This window comes from Phenylobacterium sp. Root700 (assembly GCF_001429025.1).
Taxonomy (GTDB): domain Bacteria; phylum Pseudomonadota; class Alphaproteobacteria; order Caulobacterales; family Caulobacteraceae; genus Phenylobacterium.
Genome location: NZ_LMHT01000034.1, coordinates 118,813 through 137,537, shown reverse-complemented (window position 1 = coordinate 137,537; position 18,725 = coordinate 118,813). Strand labels below are relative to the sequence as shown.

Sequence of the window (18,725 nt, the reverse complement as noted above, 5' to 3'; positions counted from 1 at the left end):
GGTCGGTCGGGGCGATCAGCGGGTTCTGGTTCTCGATGATGACCCAGGTCAGGGTCTGCAGCGCGACGGAGTACTGGCCGATGGCCGTCCACTCGTTCGCCAGGCTGGTCAGGGCCCCGTTGGCGGCGACGTAGGGTTCAGCAGCGGGAACGCGTTGGGGAACAGCGCGGTGAGCTGCGTGTCGCGGAAATCACCAAAGGCCGTGAGGCCCTCCGTCACAGTGTAGAACGGGGCCACGCCGTCGTGGTCGAACAGCTCCGCGCAAAGCTGGAAGAGCGCGCCCTGGCCCGAAACGTCCCAGTAGGAGCCGCCATAGGATCCGATGCTGCTGGCGGTGTTCCCGAAGCGGTAGTGCACATCCGTCCCGAGGATCTGATTGGCCGTGATGTCCGACCCGAGGACGGTGGACGCGACGGCTGGCGACGAGGCGGCGGTCAGGACGACCGCGCATGCGATAGCGCTGAGCAGTTTCATGGTGATGCTCCCCACAGGGCAATTGTAAAATTGTGATGCGGTTCGGATGTACTATTCGCCAAATTGGCGAGTGTATGATCTCCGAAAATCTCAGGTTTACTGGGAACTGTTAGAGGGAACTAAGCCAATAGATCTGAGATTGGCTTGTATTTATGCTTAATCAATATCTAATGATGCGGAGTCAATTGGCTAAGACAATTGTTTACATTCAAAATATCGTCTAGTTTGCACGCCGCCGGTGCGCTGTGGGGAGCTGAAGATAGCCGCCTTCACATCATCGGCGGCCAGGCGATGACGGGCGGAGAACATTATGAGGTTCGCGCCGCGCCCGCGCTGTTTCGATGGCGTGCGCCTAGGCGAGGGCGAAAGTAGGAGGGGGCGGAGCGGCCGGCTCCACCGCGTTGTTCCTATTCGACTTTTGTTTTGATCGGAGGCGTCAAAAAACGTGTTCCGCGTAACGGTGTTGCGATTTGAACGCAGTTCGGATTCATTGTTGCAGAGCTGCAAAATTTACGTAGCGCCTCGTCTCCGAACGAGCGTTTGATCCTCTCACCCACGGGCGACCATCGCGTCAGATCGAACTCGGCGCCCGCGAGGGGGAGGAAAAAAATGTTGAAAAGCAGATATTTCTGCGGCGGCTCCGCTATGGCCGTCGCCCTGGCCCTCAGCGGCCAGGCCTTGGCCCAGTCGGCCAGCACCGTCGAAGAAGTAGTGGTCACCGGGTCGTTCATTCGCGGCACGCCCGAGGATGCGGCCCTACCGGTCGACGTGATCAGTTCGGAAGATCTTGAGAAGCAGGGGTCGCCCTCGACGGTCGAGCTCCTGAAGGCTCTGCCGGTCTCCAGCGGCGTGCTCGGCGACACCAACCAGTTCGACCCCCGCGCCCAAGGTTCGGAAGGCTCCGGTTCGGTCAACCTGCGCGGCCTGGGCGCTCAGCGCACCCTGGTGCTGATCAACGGCCGGCGTATGGCGCACAACCCCTTCGGCCAGGCCGGAGCTGGGATCGTCGACACCAACATCATCCCCTCGGCGGCTGTCGGCCGGGTCGAGGTGCTGAAGGACGGCGCCGCCGCCATCTACGGTTCGGACGCCATCGCCGGCGTGGTGAACTTCATCACCCGTACCGATTTCGACGGCCTGGAGCTCAACGCCGGCTACCAGTATGTCGATGGATCGGACGGCAACTATACCGGCAGCGCGCTGTGGGGGCACACCTGGGAGAACGGCAACGTCCTCTTGAGCGCGGGCTACCAGCACCGCTCGGAAATGCCGACCACGGAACGCGATTGGGCCACCCAGCCGTTCTTCAACAACCCGGAAGGCGGCTGGTCCGCGGGCAACGCCATCGCGCCCTTCCTGCCGGTCACCAACACCCCCACAGGGGCCTTCGTCCCGGCCGCCGGGTTCCAGCTTGACGCCGGTTGCGTGCCCTTGGGCGGCGTGGCGCAGCCCGGCGCCCTGCCGGCCTGTCTCTTCGCCTACATCCCTTACGACAACCTGATCGAGAAGGAAGACCGCTTCCAGCTCTACGGGGAGGCCAACGCCGACCTCGGCGACAAGGCCACGCTGCACATCGAGGCCTTCTATTCCGAGACCGATGTGCCGGAGTGGAAGACCTCGCCGTCCTACCTAGCGCTGCAAACCCCCACGGCGACCACCAATCCGGCGACGGGCCTGCCGGCCTCGGTCCTGGCGGGCTACTTCGTTCCGGCCTCGAACCCGGGCTTCATCGCCTATCGCAACGCCAATCCTAGCCAGATTCCGGCCTTCGCCACCGGCGCCCATATCCCCGGGGTCCGCTATCGGCCGCTGTCGGTGGGCGGCAATCCGGCCTTCGACTACGGGCCGTCCGAAGGCCGCCGTCACTACGACGCATTCCGAGTGTCCGGCGGCATTCGCGGCCAGTTCACCGACACCATCGGCTACGACTTCGCCCTGACCTATGGTCAGGAGACCGGGGTGCGGACGGGTTACGACACCATCGTCTCGCGCTTCCAACTGGCGCTGCGCGGCTTTGGCGCGCTCAACAACGACAAGGGCGGCGGCTGCACCGCGGCCGAGACCAATAATTTCACCACCAACGCCGGCAACGCTGCGGTCGGCTGCCACTACTTCAACCCGTTCTCGAACGGCGTGCAGTCGAACTCGATCACCGGCGCGACCAATCCGGGCTTCAACTCGGCGCTCGCCAACAATCCCGAGTTGGTGCGGTGGTTCTTCCAGGAGGTCTCCACCAAGCAGACCCAGAAACTGTTCGTGGCCGACGCCGTGTTCAATGGCGAGTTCAACTGGGAACTCCCCGGCGGCAAGATCGGCTGGGCGGCCGGCGGGCAGTTCCGGCGTAACTTCTTCACCTCGATCTACAACGACCTCAGCAATATCGACGCGAACCCCTGCATCGACACCCCGGTCACCGGTTCGACCAGTTGCGCGGTGCGCAACGGCCCGCTGATGTTCCTGGGCACCGGCGAGCAGGCCGACCTGGAATCAGACGTCTACGCCGGGTTCGCCGAGCTGGCGGTGCCATTGACCGACGACATCCAGATCCAGCTCGCCGCGCGCTATGAGGACTATGGCGGGGAGACTGGCTCGACCTTCAATCCGAAGGCCTCGGTCCGTTGGCAGGCCACCGACTGGCTGGCGTTCCGCGGCTCGGCCAGCTCGACCTTCCGCGGCCCGCCGCTGACCCAGTTGACGACCAGCAGCGTGACCGCGCTCTCCTTCATCGCGGGCTCGTTCCGGGCCATCGACATCTTCGGCAACCCGGGCCTCGAACCCGAAACCGCCAAGACCTACAGCGCCGGCGCCATCGTCGACATCGGCGACTTCAAGGCTACGGTCGACTACTGGCGGTTCGATTTCGAGAACCCGATCGTCGCCGAGCCGTCTGGCTCGATGGTCAACACCATGTTCCCGGGCAACTCGTCGGTGAACTGCGGCAACCCGGCCTTCGCTGGGCTGCAAGAGCGCTTCGCCTTCCAGGGCGCCTGCGGGGTCAGCACGATCGCGCGGGTCCGCACCAGCTACGTCAACGGCCCTGCGGTGAAGACCTCGGGGATCGACGTGCTCGCCAACTACGACTTCGGCGATGTGTGGGGCGGTGATCTGCGGGTCGGCGGCTCGGTCACCTACACCTTGGAATACAAGGTCGACCCGTTCACGGTCGGCGGGGTCAAGGTCGAAAAGGCCTTCGATGCGGCCGGCTTCCTGAACTACCAGCTCTCGGCCACCTCGCTGCCCCAGCTGAAGGGCCAAGTGTTCGCCGAATACACCCACGGCGCGCACAACTTCCGTTGGACGGTGAACTACGTCGACTCCTACATCGACCAGCGGGCCTCGCTCTTCGCTCCGAACGCCGTGAACGGCGCGATCCAGCCCAAGGGCGCCAAGATCGACGAGAGCTGGATGCACGAGGTCGATTACCGGGTGTTCCTGCCCTGGGACGTCACGGTCAACGTGTCGATCGACAACGTCTTCGACACCGAGCCGTCCTTCGCGCGGCTTGACCTGAACTACGACCCCTTCACCGGCAACGCGCTGGGCCGGACCTACAAGCTGGGGGTCAAGAAGAAGTTCTAGACCATCGCCTAGGCTCGAAAGGGCCGGGGTTTCGCCTTCGGGGCGTCGCAGGGTTTCCCTTGCGGCGCCCTTTTTCATGGGCGTGGCCTGGGCGCCACACCGGGTCGGCCGGCGCTGCATTAGGCGACATGGCGCGCGCGGCGACTTTTCGAATGTGGGGCACGATCCGAACCATGTTTGGTTGAGTGTATCGGCGCGAAATTGCATCAAAACCAATAGCTTAAAATTCGTTCTGACAGTCCGGGCGATTTATCCTTGTGGCGGTATGCGGACTCTTTGAATATTGTTCATGAGCGTCAAAATTGTCCCGCGCGTACCCATGTATTTCAAGAATGCAACTCATAAAACATCGCTCTAGCGCGTCCGGCGAACTCCACGGATGATCGCCATACTCGAACACAGACAAGCGCCACATTTCAATCGTGACGCGGGTTCGAGGGGGAAAGGAAACACCTATGTTGAAGAGCAGATATTTCTGCGGCGGGTCAATTTTGGCCGTCGCCCTGGCGCTGGGCGTGTCCAGCGTTGCGGCCGCCCAGGACAATACGGTCGAGGAGGTGGTTATCACCGGCTCGTTCATCGCCGGAACACCTGAAGACGCGGCCCTGCCCGTGGACGTGATCAGCTCCAAGGAACTGGAGGCCCGCGGGTCGCCGACCATGGTGCAGTTCATCAAGACCATCCCCTCGTCGGGCGCGGTCATCGGTGAAAACAACCGCTTCGGCTCCGGCTCCGGCGCGGCCACGATCAACCTGCGCAATCTGAACTCGCCCTCGACGGGCTCGCGGACCCTGGTCCTGTTCAACGGCCGGCGGGTGCCTGTGTCGCCCCAGAGCCTGAACTCGGTGGACATCAACCTGCTGCCGACCGGCGCGATCGGCCGGGTCGAGGTGCTGAAGGACGGCGCGGCGGCCACCTACGGGTCGGACGCCATCGGCGGGGTGGTCAACTTCATCACCCGCACCGACCTCGACGGCTTCGAGGTCAGCGGCCAGTACCAGGCGATTCCGGGCTCGGACGGCGACTACGAGACCAACCTGGCCTGGGGCAAGAAGTGGGACAACGCCGACGCCTTGGTGGCGATCGGCTATCGCCATCGCTCGAAGCTGCCGATCCAGGAACGTGACTGGGCGCTGCGCACCAGCGACGCCGGCTTCAAGGAAAACCCGCTCGGCGGCTGGGCCAGCACCGGCAACCCGGGGCAGTACAACTACTTCGTGCCCGGCTCCTTGGTGCCCAGCCCGAACGGGGGCTATAGCGCCGCGACCATCGGCGGCGGCCTGCCGGATATCGGCTGCGCGGCCAATGGCGGCGCGCCCTACAACATCAGCGCCGTCATCGGCCTGAGGACGATCAATCCCGATCCGAACTCCTGCCAGTTCCAATACACGGTCTTCGACAATCTCATCGAGGACGAGGAGCACTTCCAGGCCTACGGCAAGTTCAACTTCGACATTTCCGACAAGCTCTCGGCGAACATCGAAGTGCTGTACGCCATGCACGACACGCCGGCCCAGAGCTGGGCGGTCACTGGGCCCAACCAGTTCCCGACCCCGATGTCGGCGGGCGGCGTCTCGCCGCTGCCGGCCGTGGCGCCGTCCGACCAGAGCCGCTTCTACATCCCGGCCAGCAACCCGGGCCTGCAGGCGCTGATCAGCCAGATCAACAGCGCCAACTGCAACGGCACGATCCTGCCCTACGGCGTCGACGCGGCGTCCTGCGCCACGGGCCTGGCCCAGGCGCGCGCGGGCCTGGCCAGCGCGGCGGTCAACGGGGTGGCGACCAGCCAGACCTCGTGGCGGCCGATCGGCTTCGGCGGCAATCCCTATACGGACGATAAGCACGCCCACTACAGCTACAAGGTCGACACTTTCCGCGTCGCCGGCGGCTTCAAGGGCGAGTTCGAGAACGGGATCGGCTGGGACGCGTCCCTGACCTATCAGCAGCAGGACTACACCCGCGTTCAGGAAGACCTCTCGGTCAACCGCCTGCAGCTCGGGATGCGGGGCTTCGGCAGCCGCGCTGGGGTTTCCGACCAGTGCACCGCGGCCGAAACCGCCAACTTCACGACCAACGCCGGCAATGCGGCCCTGGGGTGCTTCTACTTCAACCCCTTCACCAACGGGTTCTCGCAGAGCCTGTCGAATGTCGGGGCCAACCCCTACTACGTCGCCAACAGCGCCATTCCGGGCTTCAACGACGCGGTCGCCAACCGCGCCGCCTTGGTCGACTGGATGGACGAGCGCCTGGTCAACAAGACCTCGACCCGTCTGTTCGTCGCCGACCTAGTGGTGAACGGGGAACTGCCCTTCGAGCTGGGCGGCGGCGCGATCCGCTGGGCGGCCGGCGGCCAGTACCGCTACGACCAAGTCCGGCAGAACCCGCAGATCCTGCACGACGTCAACGCGACGCCTTGCGTGGACTCCGCGCCGTTCGGCGACGGCCAGCCCTACTGCCTGGTTCCGACCGGGCCGTACCTGTTCAACGCCAACCTGGCTCAGTACGACGTCTCGCGTGAGATCGGCTCGCTGTTCGCCGAAACCCTGCTGCCGATCACCGACGATCTGGAGCTGACCCTGGCGGCTCGCTACGAGTACTCCAAGGACTCCGGCGAGACCTTTAATCCGAAGGCTTCGGTCCGCTGGCAGGCTTTGGATTGGCTGGCGCTCCGCGGCTCGGTGGGCACCACCTACCGCGCTCCCTCGCCGGTCATCACCACGGACAACTTCACCCGCGGCCTGACCAACGCGAACGGCACCTGGCGCGCCAACGACCAGTACGGCAACCCCGACCTGGAACCGGAAACCGCCTTCACCTACAGCGTCGGCGCGATGGCCAAGATGGGCCGCTTCCGCGCCACGGTCGATTATTGGAGCTTCGACTTCGAGGATCAGCTGATCCTGGAATCGGCGACCGAGATGCTGGCCGCCTTCTTCCCGGCCAACTCACCGACCGGTTTCTGCGCCAGCACCGATCCGAAGTACGTGGCGCTGCGTGACCGCTTCACCTTCAGCGGCGCTTGCGGCCGGGCGAATGTGCAGTCCTATAGGACCCAGTACATCAACGGCGGCAAGGTGAAGACCTCGGGCCTCGACTTCCAGGCTAACCTGGACGTCGGCGACCTGTTCGGCGGCGCCCTGACCACGGGCTTCGACGGCACCTACCTGCTGCAGTACGACGAAGATCCCTACATGATCGAGGGTGTCGCGGCTCCGGCGGCGGGAACCCAGAAGCGGGCCGGTACGTACCGCGCCTCGATCTTCACGGGCTACAACCGCCTGCGGGCCAACGTCTATCTGAACTGGTCCGGCGGTCCGCATAACATCCGCTGGCAGGTTCGCCACACCAGTTCGGTCAACCAGACTGAGAGCAACTCGATCGGTCTGGCCCTGGCCACCAAGGGCACGACCAAGATCCCCGAGTACTGGCAGCATGACCTGACCTACCGGGTCGAACTGCCGTGGGACACGGTGGTGACGGCGAGCGTGCAGAACATCTTCGACGCCGATCCGCCCTTCGCCATCGGCACCCAGTACAACTACGACCCTTCGAGCGCCAACCCGCTCGGCCGGGTCTATGCGCTGGCCGTGAAGAAGCGCTTCTAGCTTCCGAGCACCGGCCGGAGCGGCTTGCCGTTCCGGCCGGACGTCGATCGGGCGTCGTCCTTCGGGGCGACGCCCTTTTCGATTCTAGGGCTTGGTCTTGGGCTTGAGCGCGGCGACCTCTTCAGGCGTCAGCTTGGTCACCATCCGCACCGGGCAGCGCTGCGGACCGATGGGGCCCTTGGTTATGATGGTCGCGTCCAGGCCCGAGCAGATCGACGAACCGCCGCGCGAAACCAGGGCGATCGACTGGTTCCAGTCGATGTCGGGGCAGCGGCCCATCAGGTCCAGGCGATAGATGTCCTTCACGCCGACGCGGATGTTGACGGTCTCCTCGTCGACGGCGGTGAAGCTGTTGACGCTGTTGGTGAAGAAGCAGTGGCGCTTGGGCGAGGCGACCTTCGCGGTCGTCGCCTCCGGGCCGGCGGCGCTCGGTGGATTGGCGCAGGCCGTTGTCAGGAGGATCGCGGTGGCGGCTGCGGCCCAAAGCGAAATCCGGATCATGGAAAAACTCCTTTGACGAGCTACGCAGTATGGCTCTCGTCATGGACGAAATTGCGGCCACGGCGTTCGGCGCGCAAGCGGAACCGGTCGGGGTCGACCAGGCTGGCCAATGCGGCGGGCAAGGGCGAGGGCGCACTCAGCGCCAGGGCCGCGACGTGCTCGGCCAGCAGCGGCGCCTGCGAGAAGCCGCGCGATCCGAAGCCGGTCAGCAGGAACAGTCCAGGCGCCTCATGGGCGGCCCCCGCGATGGGCAGGCGGTCGGGCGTGGTGGCGCGCACCGAGGCGCGGCCGGCCAGGGGCGCGGTCTCCAATTCGCTCGCCAGGCGGGGGAGGACGGCGGCCAGGGTGGCGCGGTTGCGCAGGTGATCGGCCTCGCGCAGGTCGGTTCCGACATCGCCGCGATCATGGGTGGCGCCGAACAGGGTCCCGTCGCGGGTGGGGAGAATGTAGCCGCCCCAGGCGAGCGCCTGGACGGCCGGGGGGCCTTGGGTCCAGCTCGCCTGGCCGCGGACCGGCGTAAGCGGCAGGGCCGGCCACAGGGCGGCGCTGGCCTGCCCTGCGGCGAGGATGACGGCGTCGACGACAAGGATCGGCTCGCCGGTCGCGTCTGACAGTCTCCAGCCGCCCGGCTCGCGGGTGATCGCGGCGACGGCGGCGCGGGCGACCTCGCCGCTCCAGGCGGCCAGGACAGGCGCGGGTTCGATCACCAGGGCTGTGGCGAGGTCGAGGGCGACGGGCGCGGTTTCGCCGAGGCGGGCGGTGGCGCTGCGCGCATCCAGCACCTCCACGGCGCCTGGTTCGAAGATGTCGGCGGCGGCGATCTTGGCGAACCGTTCAGGGTCCCGCTCGCCGGCGGCGAGTTGCAGGACGCCCCGGCTGAGGATCGCGGCCGGCAGGGCCTCGTAGAGCTGGACGGCCCGGTTGAAGGCCTGGGCGGCGAACTGGGCGACAGGCCCCAGTCCTGCGTCGAGCCTGGGCGTGACCAGCGCCGCGGGGTTTCCGGAGGCGCCTGCCCCGGCGCCCTCGGCGTCCAGCACCACCGGCTCGCAGCCGAGCGCGCGCAGGGCGCGGGCGGCCGAGGCGCCGGCGATCCCGGCCCCGATCACCGCGACCTTGATCGGGGCGGCAGGGGCTGGACGCTCGCCGGGCAGCTTCGCCTCCAGCCGTTCGCGCTTGCGGCCAAAGCCCGGCTGCTTCTCGACCTCGAAACCGGCGGCGGCGAGCCCGCGCCGCACGGCCCCGGCGACGGTGAAGGTCGCGGCTCGCGCGCCGGGCGCGGAGCGGGCGGCGACCAGGGCCATGATCTCCTCGCGCCACATGTCGGGATTGAGCGCCGGCGAGAAGCCGTCGAGGAACCAGGCGTCGGCCTGGCCGCTCCAGGCCTCGAGCGCGCTCTGCACGTCCATCACCGCCAGGTCGAGGGTGGCGCGGGCTTCGGGCAGGTCGACCCGGTGGAATCCGCGCGCCTGGCCGGGCCAGCGTTCGGCCAGCAGGCCTGCGAGGTCGGCCAATTCAGGCCAATGAGCCAGGGCGCGTCCAGCCTCGGCCGCGGTGATCGGGTGGGCCTCGATGCTGAAGATGTGGAGGTGGGCGCCGGGCTGGGAGGTGCGGCGCCAGAGGTCCAGCAGGGCCAGGATGTTGAGGCCGGTGCCGAAGCCGAGTTCGCCGACGGTGAAGCGCGAGCGGCCGTTCCAGGCGTCTGGCAGGCCGCAGCCTTGCAGGAAGACGGCGCGGGTCTCGGCCAGGCCGTCCTGCGCCGAGAAATAGACATCGCCATAGAGGCGCGAACGGGGCTGGCCGTCGTCGGTCCAGGTGAGGGGCGATTCAGCGCTCATCGGGGCCTTATAGCGCGCAAACGAAAAGGGCCGCCCCGAGGGACGGCCCTTCGCTCACGAACGCAAGAATGCGTTCGAAAGACTTACTTCGTGGCCGGAGCAGCGGCGGCAGCGTCGGCGGCCGGAGCAGCAGCGGCGGCAGCGGCGTCGGCGGCAGCGGCCGGAGCAGCGGCAGCGGCGTCGCCAGCGGCCTTCGAGGCGTCGGCGGCGGCGTCAGCGGCGGTGGCCGCAGCGTCGGTCGCGGTGTCGGCCGCGGCGGCCGCGGTCGTGGCTTCGGTGGTGGCTTCGGCGGCGGCGGCGTCGGCCTTTTCAGCCGGCTTGCCGCAGGCGGCGACGGAGAGGGCGGCGACGGCGGCGCCGGCGACGAGCAGCTTGCGGAGGATTTCGGTGGTCATGTTTCTGGGTCCCCTGGAAACGGAGTTAGAAGCCACATACGAGGACGACCCTGATGGCCAACTTCGCGTGCGCAAGTCAGGAATATGCCTCGGTTTGCTCCGAGGGCAAGGCTTTAATTCACGCCCTCGTGATCACTTTTCGGCCCCGGGCCTGCATCACCTGAAAAACCAAGGCCTTCGTGGGGGTTGGCTAACTGTGGGTGAATGTGATTTCGAGGGTTCGGGCCGTCATTTTGGGCGGGTCGACGGAGGATTTTGCATGGACTCGGCGTTAACGAATGCGCCCCGGGCGCGGCTGATCGAGCTTGAAGGTCGGGGCGGCGCGATGGCGGCGCTCGAGTTCGGCGACGCCGCGCGGCCGATCGACGTCGTTTTCGTCCATGCGAACGGCTTCAACGCCCGCACCTATCGCTCGATCCTGGCGCCCTTGGCCGAGGATTTCCGCATCCTGGCGGTCGATCAGCGCGGTCACGGCCGTTCAACCCTGCCAGCTGACACGGCGGGGCGGACCTCGTGGGACGGCCTGCGCGATGACCTTCTGGCGCTGCTGACGACCCTGGATCTTAGGGACGTGGTGCTGTCGGGCCACTCGATGGGCGGGACCGCCTGCGTGCTGGCTCAAGCCGAGGCCCCGGAGCGGGTGCGCAGCCTGGTGCTGTTCGACCCGGTCGTGGTCCCCTCGCCGTCCGACCACGGGATCGACCCGGAGGCCTTCACCAATTCGCCGCTGGTGCAGGGCGCCTTGCGCCGCCGCGCGGTGTTCGACAGCGAGGCCGCCGTGATCGGCGCCTATACCGGCCGTGGAGCCTTCAAGACCTGGACGGCGGAGATGCTGGCCGACTACGTCGCCGACGGCTTCCGCGAGCGTCCCGACGGTCAGGTCGAGCTGTCCTGCGCCCCGGAGTGGGAGGCGTCAAACTTCAGCTCCCACGCCCACGACACCTGGGGCGCCTTCGAGCGGGCCCAGGTCCCGATCCGCATCCTGAAGGCCGAGATTGCGTCCACCTGCCGCGAGGATCCGCGGTTCGACGCCCTGGTCGCCGCCGGCCGCATCGAGGCCGAGACGATCCCCGGAACCAGCCACTTCCTGCCGATGGAGCGCCCGGACCTGGTTCAGGCCGAATTGCGCAAGGCGCTGGCGTAGAGACTCTTCTCCGCTCCGCCTCCTTTTCCTCCCCCGCTGCGCAGGGGAGGAAAGCGAGGCTGAGGGAGAGGGACCTACAGCGTCAGGCCGGGGGCGCTCTTGGCCATGTAGGCGGCCTGGGCCTCTGGCGAGATGTCGATCACCTTGCGCTTGTCGAGGTCGAAGGAGACGACCACCGCCTCGGCGCTGCCCCAGGCGGCGCCGGTCTGCGGGTCGAGCATCCAGTGGAAGACCCGGCGGGTGCGGGCGTCGCAGCCGCCGAAGCCGGAGCGAAGTTCGACGCTGTCGCCGGCCCGCGGCCACCCCAGGTGCAGCACCCGGTATTCCAGCACCGCGCCGCCGATGCGCGCCGGCGTCTCGCCCGCCGCGGGCTCGGGGCGGGTGTCGCCGAACAACCGGCCGACCCCGTCGGAAACCCGGCCGATGAAGATCTCCGGCGCCATCCGCCCGAACACGTCGCATTCCGCCGGGCCGATCACGCCCAGGCCGATGCGGGTCAGGCCCAGCTCCAGCGCGCGGGGCAGGCTGGCGGTCGGCGCGACGGGGCCAAGGTCGATGCTGCGGGCGGCGGCGAACGGCGGGACCTCGATGCGCAGGGCCTCGGCCTTTTCCTGGATCCGCTGCGGCCAGGGGAAGGGGCGCATGTCACCGGTCGTGGCGTGCTCGACCACAAGCTGGAAGGTGGCGGCCGGTTCGCCGTGCAGGTGGCGGATCACCAGCAGCAGGCGCGCGTCGCTCTCGCCCATCCAGACCACGCCGCCGGTCATGTAGAGCGCCGCGCCGGGCTTGGCCTCGCGCAGGAAGCGGATGTGCGTTTCGCGAACGATCAGGGTGGATTCGCCATCGGCGGCGAAGGCTCTGGGCATGCCCAGTTGCGCCGCCAGCCCGGCCAGCCCCTCGTGCGCCTTGGCCACCCAGAACCTGACGTTCATGTGGCCCATCTCGTCGCATTCCCAGGTGTTGACGCCGCCGCTCCAGACCTCGACGTCAACATCAGACACGGCAATGCTCTCCCGAATTGAGCGGGGGACCTTAAGGACCCCCGCCCTCGGGCGCTAGGGCTCGTCGCGCTTGCCCTCGGCCGGGTCGCCGGCCGGTCCCAGCCGGCCCTCGGGCGGCGCCGGTTCAGTCGAGGTCGCAGGCGCGAAACTGCGCGGCTCGCTGGCGCGTTCGCGCTGTCCCGGTGTCTGACGACGAACGGGCTTTGTCCTGGGTTCGGTTTGGTCTTGGTGATGGGCGCTCATCGCTTGTCTCCTTTCCGACCCCCGACAATGAAAATCACTGAGCGTCGTGGCCGTTCCGACATCCGTCGGGCGATGGCCGCCGTATCCTGTTCGTGGCAAGCTCGCGCCGCGCGGCAAGGAACCCAGATGCCCCAAGTCCCCTCGGCTAGTGTGCTCGTCCAACGGCACAGCCTGGTCACCCGGCTGACGCACTGGATCAATGTTCTGGCGCTGCTGGTGCTGCTGACCAGCGGGCTGCAGATCTTCAACGCCCACCCGGCGCTCTATTGGGGGAACACCTCGACCTTCGCCAAGCCCTGGGTGGCGATGGTCGCCATGGAGCGCGGCGGCCAGCCGGTAGGGATCACCAAGATCGGCCCGGCGATGTTCGAGACCACCGGCGTGCTCGGCTTTTCCGGCGACCAGGTTCGCGGCTTTCCCGCCTGGACCACCCTGCCAACCTATCGCAGCCTGGCCGACGGGCGGCGCTGGCACTTCTTCTTCGCCTGGCTCTTCGTCCTGAACGGGCTGGTCTATCTCAGCGCCAATATCGCCGGCGGCCACGTGCGGCGCGACTTGCTGCCGGGCCGCGACCAGCTCAAGCCCAGCCACCTGCTGGCCGAGATCGCCGACCATGCGCGGCTGAAATTCGCCAAGGGCGAGGCCGCGCGGCGCTACAACGCCCTGCAGAAGCTGACCTATCTGGCGGTGATCTTCGTGCTGCTGCCGATGATGGTGGCGACCGGCCTCTCGATGTCGCCGGGCATGAACGCGGCCTGGCCTTGGTTGCCGGAGCTGTTCGGCGGCCGGCAGTCGGCGCGGACCTTCCACTTCCTGTCGGCCAGTCTGATCGTGCTGTTTGTGGTGGTGCATGTGCTGATGGTGCTGGTCTCCAGCCCGCTGAACAGCCTGCGCTCGATGATCACCGGCCGCTTCGCCATTCGTCAGGGAGAGGTCTGATGCCCGCCACCCGCCGCCGCTGGCTCTCGGGCCTGGCCGCCGCCACGGCCGGCGCGATGCTCTCGGCCTGCGACAAGCTCACCATGAACTCGGGCGTGCAGATGACGCTGGCCCGCGCCGAGGGGCTGACGCGCCGCGCCCAGCGGCTGGTCGCCAACCGCACAGCCCTGGCGACCGAGTTCGCCGAGCATCAGATCTCGCCCGACTTCCGCGCCAACGGCTCGACGGCGCCGGGCGACCTGGAATATCGGGCCCTGGTGGAGAGCGGCTTCGCCGACTGGCGGCTGGTGATCGACGGGCTGGTGGACCGGCCGCTGTCGCTCAGCCTGGCGGAACTGCGCGCCCAGCCGGCCCGCACCCAGATCACTCGCCACGACTGCGTCGAGGGCTGGTCGGCGATCGGCAAGTGGACCGGCGCGCGCCTGGGGCCGTTGCTGGACAAGGCCGGGCTGAAGGACGAGGCGCGCTACCTGGTCTTCCACTGCGCCGACACCCTGGACCCCAACGCGCCGGAGGGGCTGGCCCGTTACTATGAGAGCATCGATCTGATCGACGCCTTCCACCCGCAGACCATCCTGGCCTACGACATGAACGGCGCGCCGCTGGCCGTGAAGCACGGCGCCCCGACGCGGCTGCGGGTCGAGCGCCAGCTGGGCTACAAGCACGCCAAGTATGTGATGCGCATCGAGGCGGTGGCCGACTTCGCCCATCTCGGCGGCGGCAAGGGCGGGTTCTGGGAAGACCGCGGCTATGAGTGGTACGCTGGAATCTAATCCAGCGCAGAGGGACGGCGGACATGACAGTCGAGAGCGGCGCCAACGCCGACCAGATCGCCTATTGGAACAACAGCGCCGGGGCGACCTGGGCGGAGCTGCAGGACCGCCTGGACCGCCAGATCGAGCCGCTGGGCCTGCGGGCCATGGACGCGGCCGCGCCCATGGCCGGCGAGCGGGTGCTGGATATCGGCTGCGGCTGCGGCCAGACCAGTCTCGAACTGGCCCAGCGGGTCGGTCCCGCCGGCCAGGTGTCGGGTGTCGACATCTCCGAGCCGATGCTGGAGGTCGCGCGTCGTCGCGGCGGCGCGGCGGCGGCGAATGTTAGTTTCCTGGCGGCTGACGCCCAGACCCATGCCTTTGCGCCGGGTGGTCTCGACCTCGCCTTCTCGCGCTTTGGGGTGATGTTCTTCGATGATCCGACCGCGGCCTTCCGCAACATCGCCGCGGCGCTGACGCCGGGTGGACGCCTGGCCTTCGTCTGCTGGCGGCCGATGCTGGAGAACCCGTGGATGGGCGTGCCGATGTTCGCCGCCCTGCCGTTGCTGCCGCCGATGCCGCCGCCGGCCGATCCGACCGCGCCCGGCCCCTTCGCCTTCGCCGATCCGCAGCGCCTGCGCGCCATCCTGGCGGCGGCGGGCTTTGCGGATATCGACATCCAGCCGCATGACCAGCTGATCGGCGGCAACGACCTGGAACAGACCGTCGCCATGTCCCTACGGGTCGGGCCGTTGGGCGCGGTGCTGCGCGAGAAGCCCGAGCTTAAGGACGGCGTCGTGGGCGCCATCCGCGAAGCGTTGGCGCAGTACGTGACGCCTCAAGGCGTGATGCTCGCCTCGGCCACCTGGATCGTCACCGCCAAGCGGCCCTGAGGCGCCGGCCTAGTCGTAGGGCGACTTGGCGATCAGCGCGGCCTCGGCCGCGCAGGCCTTGGCGTCCAACGGCTTGGCGGTCTTGCGCAGCGTGGCGATCTCTTGGCGGGCGGCGTCCATGTCGGCGCGGAAGTCCGCCGAGCCGTGCAGGCCCGCGACCAGGGCCGAGGCGTTGGTGCGCCCCGATTCCACGGCGCTCATATTGTGCACGCCGCAGACCAGCCGGCTTTCGCCGAACGAGCGCGCGCGCGTCAGGATCTGGGTGGAGCGGTCGGGGACCAGTTCGGCCAGGATCAGGCCGACGCTCCAGCCCCAGGTGGTGTGGCCCGAGGGGTAGTCGGGGCTGGCGGCCAGGCTGTCGGTCTTGGCCACGCAGATCTCGCCCTGGTCGATCAGATAGGGGCGCTGGCGCTTGTAGATGTCCTTGGGGCGGTTCACCGCCCGGCGCACGTCGAAGCGCATCTTCATCAGCACGCTGGTCAGCTTGGGCGCAGCCTGGGGCGTCAGCTCCATGCCGATGGCGCAGCTCATGTCCTTGACGATGGCGGCCTCGTTGGCGTCGGCGACGGCCAGCGTCCAGCGCGGGCCGTCCTTGGCCAAGCGGGTCGCCAGGAAGGTCGCGCGGTCCGCCTCATAGCGGATCGAGCCGGGGACCGGGGCCGGGGGCAGGATCTTGTAGGTGTCGGGTCCGGCGTCGCCGAGATAGCCGGTGATGGTTGGCGCGGCGGGCGGAACGGGTTCCTTGGCGATGGCGATCGCCACCACGCTGGCGGCGATCGCGCCGCCCAGGGTCAAACTCATCAGCGCGCGGTTCATGGTCGCCTCCCACCTGCTCGGCGCGATCATGCGTGGGAGCCGGCGCGCCTCCAACCCCGGAAACGAAAACGGCCGGGGCGAACCCCGGCCGTCTGAAGTGCTTTAAGCCTTCTTGTCGAAGAGCTTGGCCCAGCGGGGCTTGGTGCGGTTCTTCCACGACCCGCGATGCCAGGCGTCGGAAGCGATCAGCGGAACCACGGTGGTGGCTTCGGCGAAGACCATCTGTTCCCAGGTCACGTCGACCTTGCCCCAGGAGCAGGCTTCCTTGAGCGTTGAGGACGAGCAGGCGCCGTCGCGCACGTCGGCCACGGTGATCTGGACGGCGTACTTATGCATCTCGGCTTCGTGGCCGAGGATCTCGGCGCAGACCACGGTGTCCTGGGCGAAGTTCTTCGGAACGCCGCCGCCGACCATGAACAGGCCGGTGGTGCCCGCGGCCAGCTTGATGTCGGTCAGTTCGCGGAAGTCGGCGACCGCGTCGATGGTCAGGTAGGGCTTGCCCTCCTTCATCTTCTCGACCTGGTGCTTCACCAGGCCAAAGCCGGCCGACGAGTCCACGAAGGCCGGGCAGAAGATCGGCACGCCTTCGCGATAGGCGACCTCGATCAGCGAGTCGGGCTTCTTGGCGTTGCCGGCCGCCAGCCACTTGCCCATCTCATAGATGAATTCGCGCGACGAATAGGGGCGGGGCTCCAGCAGATTGCAGATCTCGTAGATCGTGCCGTCGCAGTTCTGGAGTTCTTCCTCGTCGATATAGGTGTCGTAGATGCGGTCGATATAGAGATCGCGCAGGTCGCGGTCGTCGACGTTCGACTGGGCTTGGTAGTGCTTGAAGCCAAGCGCTTCGAAGAAGTCCATGTCGACGATCGAGGCGCCGGTCGCGACGATCGTGTCGATCATCCCGTACTTCACCATGTCGCGGTAGATGTGCATGCAGCCGCCGGCGCTGGTCGAACCGGCCAGGGTCAGCCAGGTCGAGCAGTCCTTGTCTTCCAGGGACATCGACAGGATGTCGGCGGCGCGCGCGGTGTCGCGGCTGGTGAAGCTCATCTTGCGCATGGCGTCGATGATCGGACGGGCGTCGTACTGGTCGATCGCCACGTGTTCGACAGTGTTGGCCAACAGTTCGGCCTTGCGGTTCGTCTTTTGAACGTCAGCGTTCATTCTCTGAGACCCTTAGAGTTTGAGCGCCCGTCCAAATGGAAGAAGCGCGGCCGGGACGGAGCGACCGGCCGCGCTTTAATAGCAGAGCAGTCGGCTTATTTCCGCCGACGCTTCTTCCCGCGCGCACGCGACAGCTTCACGACATTCTGGTTCTCCTGCCGAGGCAGGGGAATGGAACGTCGGGCCAGGCCGAACATCGAGGCCATGGGCGGGTCGCTCGCCACCACGGTCTCGGCGTCGCCGAAACCGTTGAAGCGGGTGTTCATCGCCACGCCATAGGCGCCGAGCATGCCGATCTCGACATAGTCGCCTTCGCGCACATCTTCCGGCAGCCAGAACGGGCCGGGCATGTGGTCGAGCGAATCGCAGGTCGGCCCCCAGAAGCGGTAGGGCTTCAGCGGCCCTTCGACTTCAAAGGCCTCGCCGCCTTCGCTGCGCAGCAGCTTCACCGGGAACGGCCACTTGGTGTGGGCCGCGTCGAACAGCGAGCCGTAGGACCCGTCGTTCAGGTAAAGCGCGTCGTTCTTGCGAAGTTCGACCTTGGTGAGGATCGACGAGCCTTCGGCCACCAGCGCCCGGCCGGGTTCGCACCACAGCTCGGTCGTCTCGTGAACCATCATCTCGGCGAAGCCGCGGTCGATGGAGTCGATGTAGTCGGCCAGGTCGGGCGGGATCATGCCCGGATAGACCGAGGGGAAGCCGCCGCCCACATCGACCACGTCGGCGAACACGCCGGCGCGGACCAGGGCGCGCGAAGCCTGCGTCATCGCCGCCTGATAGGCGGTCGGACGCATGCACTGGCTGCCCACGTGGAAGGAGACGCCCATCAGGTCCTGGGTCGCACGGCGCGCGGCGAGCAGCAGGCCGGGGGCCTGGTGCTGGTCGACGCCGAACTTGCCCGACAGCGAATAGGCCGCGCCCTCCGCCTCGACGCCGAGGCGGACGATCAGGTTCAGGTCCTTGGCGTCGCCCGTGGCGGCCAGGATCTTGGCCAGCTCTTCGTGCGTATCCAGCGCGAAGGTGCGAACCCCATGATCGAAGTAAGCCGACGCGATCGCCACGCGGCTCTTGACCGGGTGCATGAAAGCCATGCGCGAGCCGGGCGCGAACTGCGAGACAAGCTCGATCTCGGGGATCGAGGCCACATCGAAGGACGTCACGCCATTGGCGGCCAAAGCCTCAATGACCCATGGCGAAGGATTGGCCTTCACCGCGTAGAAGACGTCGCCCTTAAAATTTTCCTGGAACCAGCGCGCCGCCGTGGCCACCGCGTCCGGTCGCGCTATTGCGACAGGACGTTCCGGAGGCCGCTGACGGACCAGGTCCAGGGGCTTATGGTACGTGTGCAATTCACGTAACCCCCATTGGCAGTTGAACCTAGCCG

At 67.2% G+C, this 18,725-nt stretch carries 15 protein-coding genes; 6 read left to right on the top strand and 9 right to left on the bottom strand.

Annotated elements, in window-relative coordinates; genetic code table 11:
• Positions 1-108: 108 nt before the first annotated feature.
• The gene (locus tag ASE02_RS18380; protein ID WP_056736093.1) at positions 109-474 is read right to left on the bottom strand and encodes a hypothetical protein; all 366 of its coding nucleotides are present in this window, start codon (positions 472-474) and stop codon (positions 109-111) included.
• Between the two features lie 609 nt (positions 475-1,083).
• Here ASE02_RS18380 and ASE02_RS18375 point away from each other — a divergent pair.
• Both ASE02_RS18375 and ASE02_RS18370 read left to right on the top strand, forming a co-directional pair.
• Positions 1,084-4,053 carry a TonB-dependent receptor gene (locus ASE02_RS18375; protein ID WP_056736091.1) on the top strand — a complete coding sequence of 990 codons (2,970 nt, stop codon included), beginning with the start codon at positions 1,084-1,086 and terminating at the stop codon, positions 4,051-4,053.
• A gap of 455 nt (positions 4,054-4,508) precedes the next feature.
• Positions 4,509-7,658, top strand: a complete 3,150-nt coding sequence (locus tag ASE02_RS18370; protein WP_082602200.1) for a TonB-dependent receptor domain-containing protein — start codon at positions 4,509-4,511, stop codon at positions 7,656-7,658.
• Between the two features lie 84 nt (positions 7,659-7,742).
• On the opposite strand, the gene ASE02_RS18365 is transcribed toward ASE02_RS18370, so the two are convergent.
• From ASE02_RS18365 to ASE02_RS18355, 3 genes are all read right to left on the bottom strand, one after another.
• Positions 7,743-8,159, bottom strand: a complete 417-nt coding sequence (locus ASE02_RS18365; RefSeq protein WP_056736088.1) for a DUF6491 family protein — start codon at positions 8,157-8,159, stop codon at positions 7,743-7,745.
• Between the two features lie 20 nt (positions 8,160-8,179).
• On the bottom strand, positions 8,180-9,994 hold the full coding sequence (gene mnmD, locus ASE02_RS18360; protein ID WP_056736086.1) for a tRNA (5-methylaminomethyl-2-thiouridine)(34)-methyltransferase MnmD: 1,815 nt from the start codon (positions 9,992-9,994) through the stop codon (positions 8,180-8,182).
• A gap of 83 nt (positions 9,995-10,077) precedes the next feature.
• Positions 10,078-10,389, bottom strand: a complete 312-nt coding sequence (locus ASE02_RS18355) for a hypothetical protein (RefSeq protein ID WP_056736083.1) — start codon at positions 10,387-10,389, stop codon at positions 10,078-10,080.
• A gap of 259 nt (positions 10,390-10,648) precedes the next feature.
• Between ASE02_RS18355 and ASE02_RS18350 the strand changes: the two genes are divergently transcribed.
• The gene (locus tag ASE02_RS18350; RefSeq protein ID WP_056736081.1) at positions 10,649-11,533 is read left to right on the top strand and encodes an alpha/beta fold hydrolase; all 885 of its coding nucleotides are present in this window, start codon (positions 10,649-10,651) and stop codon (positions 11,531-11,533) included.
• A 74-nt stretch (positions 11,534-11,607) separates the two neighbouring features.
• Here the strand turns inward: ASE02_RS18350 and ASE02_RS18345 are convergent, their stop codons facing one another.
• The gene (locus ASE02_RS18345; RefSeq protein WP_366932451.1) at positions 11,608-12,534 is read right to left on the bottom strand and encodes a thioesterase family protein; all 927 of its coding nucleotides are present in this window, start codon (positions 12,532-12,534) and stop codon (positions 11,608-11,610) included.
• A gap of 54 nt (positions 12,535-12,588) precedes the next feature.
• Positions 12,589-12,777 carry a hypothetical protein gene (locus tag ASE02_RS18340; protein ID WP_056736076.1) on the bottom strand — a complete coding sequence of 63 codons (189 nt, stop codon included), beginning with the start codon at positions 12,775-12,777 and terminating at the stop codon, positions 12,589-12,591.
• Between the two features lie 126 nt (positions 12,778-12,903).
• Between ASE02_RS18340 and ASE02_RS18335 the strand changes: the two genes are divergently transcribed.
• From ASE02_RS18335 to ASE02_RS18325, 3 genes are read left to right on the top strand one after another with little or no spacing between them, the layout of a single operon-like run.
• A complete protein-coding gene (locus ASE02_RS18335; RefSeq protein ID WP_056736074.1) occupies positions 12,904-13,716 on the top strand; it encodes a cytochrome b/b6 domain-containing protein in 813 nt (270 codons plus the stop codon).
• Positions 13,716-14,489, top strand: coding sequence for a molybdopterin-binding protein (locus ASE02_RS18330; protein ID WP_056736071.1), 774 nt, complete (start codon positions 13,716-13,718; stop codon positions 14,487-14,489). Before ASE02_RS18335 ends, ASE02_RS18330 begins: the two co-directional genes overlap by 1 nt.
• Before the next feature lie 23 nt (positions 14,490-14,512).
• Entirely contained in the window at positions 14,513-15,361 is an 849-nt protein-coding gene (locus ASE02_RS18325; protein ID WP_056736069.1) for a class I SAM-dependent methyltransferase, read from the top strand.
• Positions 15,362-15,370: 9 nt separating this feature from the next.
• Here ASE02_RS18325 and ASE02_RS18320 read toward each other — a convergent pair whose 3' ends face one another.
• From ASE02_RS18320 to ASE02_RS18310, 3 genes are all read right to left on the bottom strand, one after another.
• Positions 15,371-16,177, bottom strand: coding sequence for a phosphatase PAP2 family protein (locus tag ASE02_RS18320; RefSeq protein ID WP_235536753.1), 807 nt, complete (start codon positions 16,175-16,177; stop codon positions 15,371-15,373).
• 102 nt (positions 16,178-16,279) lie between these two features.
• Entirely contained in the window at positions 16,280-17,341 is a 1,062-nt protein-coding gene (locus tag ASE02_RS18315; protein WP_056736067.1) for a deoxyhypusine synthase, read from the bottom strand.
• Positions 17,342-17,436: 95 nt separating this feature from the next.
• Entirely contained in the window at positions 17,437-18,690 is a 1,254-nt protein-coding gene (locus tag ASE02_RS18310) for a type III PLP-dependent enzyme (RefSeq protein ID WP_056736065.1), read from the bottom strand.
• Positions 18,691-18,725 lie beyond the last annotated feature (35 nt).

Bases quoted from the DNA above. Each gene is read 5' to 3' on its own strand.
- ASE02_RS18380 (WP_056736093.1), bottom strand. From the start codon at position 474: ATGAAACTGCTCAGCGCTATCGCATGCGCGGTCGTCCTGACCGCCGCC.
- ASE02_RS18375 (WP_056736091.1), top strand. From the start codon at position 1,084: ATGTTGAAAAGCAGATATTTCTGCGGCGGCTCCGCTATGGCCGTCGCC.
- ASE02_RS18370 (WP_082602200.1), top strand. From the start codon at position 4,509: ATGTTGAAGAGCAGATATTTCTGCGGCGGGTCAATTTTGGCCGTCGCC.
- ASE02_RS18365 (WP_056736088.1), bottom strand. From the start codon at position 8,159: ATGATCCGGATTTCGCTTTGGGCCGCAGCCGCCACCGCGATCCTCCTG.
- mnmD (WP_056736086.1), bottom strand. From the start codon at position 9,994: ATGAGCGCTGAATCGCCCCTCACCTGGACCGACGACGGCCAGCCCCGT.
- ASE02_RS18355 (WP_056736083.1), bottom strand. From the start codon at position 10,389: ATGACCACCGAAATCCTCCGCAAGCTGCTCGTCGCCGGCGCCGCCGTC.
- ASE02_RS18350 (WP_056736081.1), top strand. From the start codon at position 10,649: ATGGACTCGGCGTTAACGAATGCGCCCCGGGCGCGGCTGATCGAGCTT.
- ASE02_RS18340 (WP_056736076.1), bottom strand. From the start codon at position 12,777: ATGAGCGCCCATCACCAAGACCAAACCGAACCCAGGACAAAGCCCGTT.
- ASE02_RS18335 (WP_056736074.1), top strand. From the start codon at position 12,904: ATGCCCCAAGTCCCCTCGGCTAGTGTGCTCGTCCAACGGCACAGCCTG.
- ASE02_RS18330 (WP_056736071.1), top strand. From the start codon at position 13,716: ATGCCCGCCACCCGCCGCCGCTGGCTCTCGGGCCTGGCCGCCGCCACG.
- ASE02_RS18325 (WP_056736069.1), top strand. From the start codon at position 14,513: ATGACAGTCGAGAGCGGCGCCAACGCCGACCAGATCGCCTATTGGAAC.
- ASE02_RS18320 (WP_235536753.1), bottom strand. From the start codon at position 16,177: ATGAACCGCGCGCTGATGAGTTTGACCCTGGGCGGCGCGATCGCCGCC.
- ASE02_RS18315 (WP_056736067.1), bottom strand. From the start codon at position 17,341: ATGAACGCTGACGTTCAAAAGACGAACCGCAAGGCCGAACTGTTGGCC.